This is a genomic window from Halomonas halodenitrificans DSM 735 (assembly GCF_000620045.1).
Lineage (GTDB): Bacteria > Pseudomonadota > Gammaproteobacteria > Pseudomonadales > Halomonadaceae > Halomonas > Halomonas halodenitrificans.
Genome location: NZ_JHVH01000042.1, coordinates 1 through 5,326 on the forward strand (window position 1 = coordinate 1; position 5,326 = coordinate 5,326).

7 protein-coding genes are annotated in these 5,326 nt (G+C 49.5%); 6 read left to right on the forward strand and 1 reads right to left on the reverse strand.

What is annotated here, in order from left to right; translation table 11 throughout:
* The 6 genes from Q358_RS0113765 to Q358_RS18725 form a co-directional block, all read left to right on the forward strand.
* Nucleotides 1-900: BREX system Lon protease-like protein BrxL (locus Q358_RS0113765; protein ID WP_027962510.1), on the forward strand; the 900-nt coding region annotated here is incomplete at its 5' end.
* 63 nt (nt 901-963) lie between these two features.
* Nucleotides 964-1,560, forward strand: coding sequence for a hypothetical protein (locus Q358_RS0113770; protein ID WP_027962511.1), 597 nt, complete (start codon nt 964-966; stop codon nt 1,558-1,560).
* A gap of 9 nt (nt 1,561-1,569) precedes the next feature.
* The gene (locus tag Q358_RS0113775; protein WP_245598331.1) at nt 1,570-1,830 is read left to right on the forward strand and encodes a hypothetical protein; all 261 of its coding nucleotides are present in this window, start codon (nt 1,570-1,572) and stop codon (nt 1,828-1,830) included.
* A gap of 85 nt (nt 1,831-1,915) precedes the next feature.
* Nucleotides 1,916-2,569 carry an MbcA/ParS/Xre antitoxin family protein gene (locus Q358_RS18805; protein WP_051530407.1) on the forward strand — a complete coding sequence of 218 codons (654 nt, stop codon included), beginning with the start codon at nt 1,916-1,918 and terminating at the stop codon, nt 2,567-2,569.
* A gap of 228 nt (nt 2,570-2,797) precedes the next feature.
* On the forward strand, nt 2,798-4,069 hold the full coding sequence (locus Q358_RS18720) for a hypothetical protein (RefSeq protein WP_156940940.1): 1,272 nt from the start codon (nt 2,798-2,800) through the stop codon (nt 4,067-4,069).
* 142 nt (nt 4,070-4,211) lie between these two features.
* A complete protein-coding gene (locus tag Q358_RS18725; RefSeq protein WP_156940941.1) occupies nt 4,212-4,904 on the forward strand; it encodes a hypothetical protein in 693 nt (230 codons plus the stop codon).
* Nucleotides 4,905-5,020: 116 nt separating this feature from the next.
* Here Q358_RS18725 and Q358_RS18810 read toward each other — a convergent pair.
* On the reverse strand, nt 5,021-5,326 hold a 306-nt coding region (locus Q358_RS18810), incomplete at its 5' end, for a histone-like nucleoid-structuring protein, MvaT/MvaU family (protein WP_027962513.1).

A 5,326-nucleotide genomic window follows, 5' to 3' on the forward strand; every position in this document is an offset into this window, starting at 1 on the left:
CTGGCCGAGTTCTTCCGCGAGATGCGCAAGCGCAGCTTCGCCGACGCCATCGATCAGCACTTCCGCCTGGGCGACAACCTCAACCAGCGCGACGTCATCGCCGTGCGCAAGACCGCCTCTGGCCTGCTCAAGCTGCTCTTCCCACATGGGGAGTACCAGAAGGACGACGTGCGCCAGTGCCTGGAGTACGCCCTGCAGGTGCGCCGTCGGGTGAAGGAGCAGCTCAAGAAGATTGGGGGCATGGAGTTCTACGACGTCCATTTCAGCTACATCGACAAGGAGACGTTGGAGGAGCACTTCGTCTCGGTGAAGGAACAAGGTGGCGGCGGGCTGATCCCCGAGGGGCTCGGCAAGCCCGGTGTGGTGCACACCATCGGCCTCAGCGATAAGGGTATGCCCGGGGTCTACCGCATCGAGCTCCAGGTCACCGCCGGTAGCGGCAAGCTCGCCATGTCTGGGCTGTGGAACTCCACCCATGCCAAGGAGCAGGTCAAGATGGCCTTCGACTACTTCAAGGCCAACGCCAGCCGTATCAGCGGCTCCAGCAAGGTGTTGAACCACGACTTCCACCTGCACGTGGTCGACCTGCAGAACACCGGGGTGCTGCGCGACCTAGCCCTGGCTAGCCTGGTGGCCTTCGCCTCAGGCCTGCTGGGCAGACCCACCCAGAGCCAGATGGTGGTGCTAGGCGACATGAGCCTGGGCGGCAGCCTCAAGCCGGTGGAGAGCCTCGCTGAGTGCCTGCAGGTGGCGTTTGATGCCGGTGGCAAGCGCGTCACCCTGCCCATGAGCAGCGCCATGGACATCCCCACCATCCCCGCCGAGCTGTTCACCAAGTTCCAGACCAGCTTCTACGCCGAACCGGTGGATGCCGTGGTGAAGACGCTGGGGGTGGAGTGATTGAGGTAAAACCCATACTTTCAAAGAGCATAGATATTCTTACTGCGTGATGCGGGGTTTTAGATGATTTTACAGATCACCAAAGATGAAAAGAAGCTGATATACTCCGTTATCTATGATGAGATAGCCTCAGAAAAAATTGATAGCGCTATTTGGACCCAATCCTTCTCAGAGTCCGGAGGAGACATAAATAAGGCTAGGTCTATATATATTAAGCACAGATACAAGGAAATTGAAGACGAGGTGGTGGCGAGAAAAAAAGAAGCAGCGAAGCGCCATGAAGAAAATGAGGAAACAAAAAGGAAGGAGTCCGAAAAATTAAAAAACAAAGCCAAAGAGGCGGCGGCTAGAATAGAATATATAGAGCGAAATCTTCCTTTTGCAAAATTTGAAGCAGAGAACGCAGAATCAAGATTTAAAGAGGGGGAGCAGATACTAGAAAACCTACTGAATAGAGAGCGCGAGTTAGTTGAGAGTGCCGCAAATAGTCACGTATTTATCAAAAAAATAAAGCACATCCTGCTTGGAAGAATAAGGGGGAAGATAAACAAAGAAAAGCATAATGTTAAAATATTGATGAAAGAGAAAGAAAAAGTAAATGCTGTTTTTAATAATTACAAAAAAGAACTCCGCGACATTGAGCAACAATTTGGGCGCTAGATCTTGGAGGTGGCCACTCAGGCCAATATATACGCCGGCAATGATATCGAGCATATCCAGAATCCTTATAGCCGGACCTTCACCCGCGCCGGCCACACCTTGAAGGTGGATATTTACCGCTTGGAAGAGGAGATCGACTGGCTACTGGAGGTTGTTAACGACGAGGGCACCTCCCATGTGTGGGACGACCGCTTCGCTACCGACCAGGCCGCTCTGGATGCGGTACATGAAGCGATCGACGAGGAAGGTATCACTGCTTTTCTGGACTGATGCGGGTAACCGTAGGAGAGCAACGGTAGTCCGCGTTGGCCATGGGCTACCCTGAAAGCCACACCATCCGCTGGGTAGCCTCCCCATGACACATCCCTCACACCCTCCCACAGACCCGCTCACTCGTGTCTTTGCCTACCGGGCCATCGATCTACGTGACCGCTTCCCCCAGCCCCTGGAGAGCTTCCGCGAGGCGCTGGAATGCCTGCAGAGCGACCGTTCCTACATGGCCGCGATGAGCGGAGAGATCATCGCCTACCTGCGCGGTGGCTACTCCCTGACTATCCCTGACGAATTCTTCATACGCCGCAGCGGCGAGATCGACGCGACTCTCGTGCCGCCTGAAGAAAATGACGCGGTGTGCGCGAAGGTGCAGGCCTGGCTGCGGGAAACACTCACGCGACCTGATGTCGACACCACCAAGGGTGTTCCCCTGGAACAGCGGCCTTACTCTCTCGAGCAGCTACTGGCACACGGCCAACTCCAATCCCCGCAGTCATTAAATATCAATAATCCGCAAAGCTTGTCAGAAGAGGAGCGAGGTGCGCTGGCGTACCTGAACGCAACAAGTCTATGGGAAGCCGCGCAACATGTTCTTGGAAGCAGGGAGAAAGCTTATGATTGGATCAAAAGCCCTCATGAAAAATTGGAAGGGAAAACACCAGAACAGGTTTTTCCTGAAGATAAAGCCCAGGTGCTCAGCCTTTTGATAAGAATAAAATATACAATATACGCGTGAAGAAGTTCTGCTTACGACCCTAAGCGGCTCTTCCGGCGAAAGCGGCATGCTGATTCAGCCGGCACGATAATCTCTGTTAGCTGTCATGCATCGCTGATTCCTGATCGCTCCCCAAATGTGGAAGATATGAAAGTAAATCGATTCGGGTTGTCACGTGACATACCCGCCAGGGTAAAGAGAGCAGTTCGACAAAATAGTCGGTTTGGATGCGTTCTATGTAGATCTGCGTTGTATACCTATGAACATATTGATCCGCTGTTCATTGAGGCTGAGCGCCATGATCCAGAGCGAATTGCACTGCTCTGTCCGACATGTCATGCGTTAGTTACAAAGCGACGTATCCCAAAAGAACATGTGGCTAAGGTCTATAGCTCACTTAGAGAATCAGGAAAAGCCGATCGCCCCTCTGACCAAGAGTTTTTTGTTCACTATGGGAGGGAGCTTGTTGTAAAGCTGGGATCCTGCGAGTTTCGCGAATTTAGGTCGGTTATAAACATTGACGGTACAGATGTATTGTCTTACAAAAAATGCAGCGAAACCGGTACGTACACAGTGAGTGGGATTTTCTATGATCAGCGCGGGACAGAGCTGTTTAGAATAGTTGATAACGAGTGGATTGGCCCCCTTGACGTATGGGACGTGGAGCAGGTTGGTCGTCGTTTGACGATTAGGAACTCGCCAAGGGGAGTAATTTTCGAAGCCATAAAAGATAATGAAAATTCCTTGTTATCAATTACAAAACTCGATATGCATTTTCCTCCTTTTCATGTGGTCCTAGAACCAGGCCGTTTTTTGGTCGGTCAATATGGGGAAGGCTCAAGTGAATCAGTATATTTTGAAATCGATGGATCGTTTTTGCATGGTTCATGTTCGCTTTATTTAGACTCAAGTCGCTCTTCTCAATTAAAACCTTCTGAAGTAAAGATGGTTGGAGGTAAAGGTGCGTGGATAGAAGGTACAGGAATCTGGGTCGGATATGGAGCGGGTCAAATGTTGTTGCGACAGATTAAGGTCGCTAACAAAGGTTGCCAGTTTGGGGCTAAGCCCACAAACAATAAATCCGTAGACCCAAAATCTGACCAGAATTATTTTGTTGAGGGAAGTCTTGAAGTTCGTGTGGTTCAACATCCAATTTGGACCGAAGAGGAATATTATCTTAATGGTCAGAAATTGAGCTCAAAGCCTTTCTCATGGGGAACCATTGGTGAAGATGGAGGTAAGAGAATCGAGGTATTTCACATTTCTCGCTCAGAACCTGAAGATTTGGCTAAAAATTCGGGGTTTATCGGATTCTATGCTGATGATGTACTAGCACAAGAGTGGTCGGACTGTGTTTTCGAAGTTGAAGTTGAACATATTGCTGGTGAAGGTACCTCCAGGCGGCGGGTGAAACGTTCAGACGTCGGTGGGAGACACATTGTAAATGAAACCAATCCAGCCACGGGCAAGCCGTTTCATCCTCAGCAGTTCGCTGGCACAAGTCCTTGGAAGGATGAGTAGTTCGCCGACGATTTTACAAGTGTAGGAGAGTCAACTAACAGGTGCAGGCACGGCGACGCCAACTACATTGCGCCTTTGGCTCCATTCCGTGGGCGCGCATGCTGCAAGCGTTACATTCATAAAAACGGAATGCTCAGAGTCCATGAAAGACCCCATATCAAAATCTCTAGATGAAAATTGTACTCCCTATCTCGCAAAGCAGATGTTGAGGCAGCTTAGTTTTCTCGAAAGATCTTGTGCTATCTTTGATGAAGGTGATCGAGATGAAGCCATTCGAATAGGTGGTGTGCTAAGAACACTTATTCATGATACGGGTAGTTCTACGTCGCTACTTCAGCAAATGGGCATTAAGGATGAAATACACCTAGCTTCAAGCTGTGAATTAATTCCAATCAAAGTTCAAACTTTGATCTTTGATGAGGATCCAGAGGGTTACGTAGAAGGAGTTAGGAATGGAAATGTTGTTTTTGCCGCAGATCCACTAACTATAATCGATGATAATAATGTAATTCAGCCGATACTAGGTAAGGATGGAAAATACTATCCATTAAGCGTTATTGAATGGTGGGAAAAATTTTCCCCAGTTGTAATGCCTGTAGACAAATACTTTACAAGAAAGCAAATCATTACATGGGCGGCAAATAAAGATGGCGCCTCACATGTAGACAAATACCCAGGGAAGTATAAAGAATTGGATGAAGGCTTCTGGATGCAAAATGGGGAGAAAACACCGGAGCATCAATTTGTCCTTCTACGGCAATTCGCATTTGAATTTCTCAAAGGCAACGACATCATTGAAGTTAGAAAGTACTGTGAACAAAAATGTAACAGATAAAGGCTGTGGATGCTCCGCACCACAGCTTTGGGCGTTATATCAGAGATGACTAAAAGACCGCTTCTGGCCGAAAGCTGACCTGCTCACCTGTTTTTGGGTGAGCAGGTGAGTACTCTTTAGTCTTCAGTTCGTACTAACCAACTTTCTACGGTATCGGCACCGTATTCTTCTTTCCAGGCCTTCAGCGTCTTCTGGTTACCGCCGCGGGTCTCGACGACTTCGCCTGTGTTCGGGTTCTTGTAGATCTTCAGCTTGCGTTTGGCGCGGCCGGTGCTCTTGGTGCTGCTGGAGCCCTTGTTAGAAATCGATGTCGGATCGAGTAGCTTGATGACGTCGGCGGCTGACTTGTCGAACTCCCGCATTAGGTCTTCGAGGTGGCTCTTGAAATCCAGCTCGGTTTTCAGGCGATCGTCGTTCTTTAG

What these genes read in the sequence shown, in the direction of transcription:
- Q358_RS18725 (WP_156940941.1), top strand. Translation starts at nt 4,212, where the DNA reads ATGAAAGACCCCATATCAAAATCTCTAGATGAAAATTGTACTCCCTAT.
- Q358_RS18805 (WP_051530407.1), top strand. Translation starts at nt 1,916, where the DNA reads ATGACACATCCCTCACACCCTCCCACAGACCCGCTCACTCGTGTCTTT.
- Q358_RS0113770 (WP_027962511.1), top strand. Translation starts at nt 964, where the DNA reads ATGATTTTACAGATCACCAAAGATGAAAAGAAGCTGATATACTCCGTT.